Annotated in this window: 2 protein-coding genes; both read left to right on the forward strand. The window is 65.5% G+C overall.

What is annotated here, in order from left to right; genetic code table 11:
• Positions 1-1,005, forward strand: a 1,005-nt coding sequence (locus AC1DYI_RS35005; RefSeq protein ID WP_477208698.1) for a PAS domain-containing sensor histidine kinase, incomplete at its 5' end; no start/stop codon positions are given.
• A gap of 5 nt (positions 1,006-1,010) precedes the next feature.
• A partial coding sequence (locus tag AC1DYI_RS35010) for a response regulator (RefSeq protein WP_477208699.1) occupies positions 1,011-1,617 on the forward strand: 607 nt, incomplete at its 3' end.

Raw genomic sequence — 1,617 nt, forward strand, 5'->3', positions numbered from 1 at the left:
GTGCTGATCAACGCTGCCGCCTGCCGCATGTTCGGCACCGGCGACCAGGAAGCCATCGGCTCGCCCGTACAGGCCCTGCTCGGACAAGACCTCCCGGTCGAAACCATCGGGCACAGCGACGCGACGCGCACCACCATAGCGCGGGCGGGCGGCGCACCCCTGTCGGTCGAATTGTCGGTGTCGAGCGTTGGAACCGGAACGGACCGCCTGACGACGGTGATGCTGCGTGACAACAGCGACCGCGAGCGCCTCGAGGCGGAATCGCGCTCACGCATCGAGGCGCAGGCCGCGAGCCGCACGAAGACGACGATGATGGCCTACATCGCCCACGAAATGGGCAACCCCTTGAACGGCTTGCTGGGGTTCACTCAACTCATGTTGGCCGACGTTAAGCACCCTTTGGCGCCCGCGCAGGCCAAACGGTTGAGGCACGTGATCGCCTGTGGCGGTCAATTGCAAGGCCTCATGCGCGACGTGATGGACCTCGGCCGCTTCGAAAGCGGCAAGCTGACGATCGATCTGGTTCCCATCGATGCGGCCCAGTGCGTGCAAGATGCGGCAGCGGCCGTTTCGGCGCTGGCGGAGCAGGCGGTCGTGAGGCTGTCCTTGCCGCGAGTTTCACCGTCAACCAGCGTCTGCGCCGACGCCGCCCGCCTTCACCAGTGCCTGGTGAACCTGCTGACGAACGCCATCAAGTACAACCGGCCCGGCGGCTCGGTGTACCTCGAGGTGAGGGGCGATCCACAAGGGGTTGCCGTCTCGGTGCGTGACAACGGCATGGGCATGAACGCGTTGCAACTGCAGCATCTGTTCGAACCGTTCAACCGCCTCGGCAGGCAGGGTGATGCGGCTCCCGGCACCGGCCTCGGACTGGTGATCACGCGCCAGCTCGTGGAAGCGATGCACGGGCAATTGCGAGTGGAGAGCGAGCCTGGTCAGGGAAGCTGCTTCACCATCGTGCTGCCCGGCGTGCCCGACCCAGATGTCGCCCTCAAACCAGCCTGACATCGATGATTGACATCCTGCTGGTCGACGACGATCCCGCCACGATTCAGCTGCTGGGAAGAATCCTCCACGAGGTGGGCAGTTTGCGGTTTGCCACCAGCGGAGAGGACGCGCTGCGGCTGATCCACGAATCGACGCCCGACGTGGTGCTGCTCGACGCTGAATTGCCGGGCATGAGCGGCTTCGAGGTCTGCGAGGAACTGAAGGCCGATCCCGCGCTCGCCGACGTGCCGGTGATCTTCGTCACCAGCCACACCGACCCGGAGTTCGAGGTGTCGGGCTTTGACCTGGGTGCGGCGGATTTCATTGCCAAGCCCGTCAGCGCACCGCTCGTGGTGGCCCGCGTGAAGACCCAGCTGCGCATCAAGCAAATGGTCGACGATCTGCGCCGCATCGCCACGATCGACGTTCTGACGGGCGTGGCCAATCGGCGTGGGTTCGACGAGTCGCTGGAACGGGAGTGGCGCCGCACGCGGCGATCGGGCGAGCCGCTGGCCCTGCTCATGATCGACATCGACCACTTCAAGCTGTTCAACGACCACTACGGTCATCCGGCGGGCGATGCCTGCCTGCGGTCCGTCGCGCAAACCCTGATGGGGTCCAGCCTGCGTC

It is taken from the genome of Ideonella sp. P3_A4 (genome assembly GCF_056403075.1).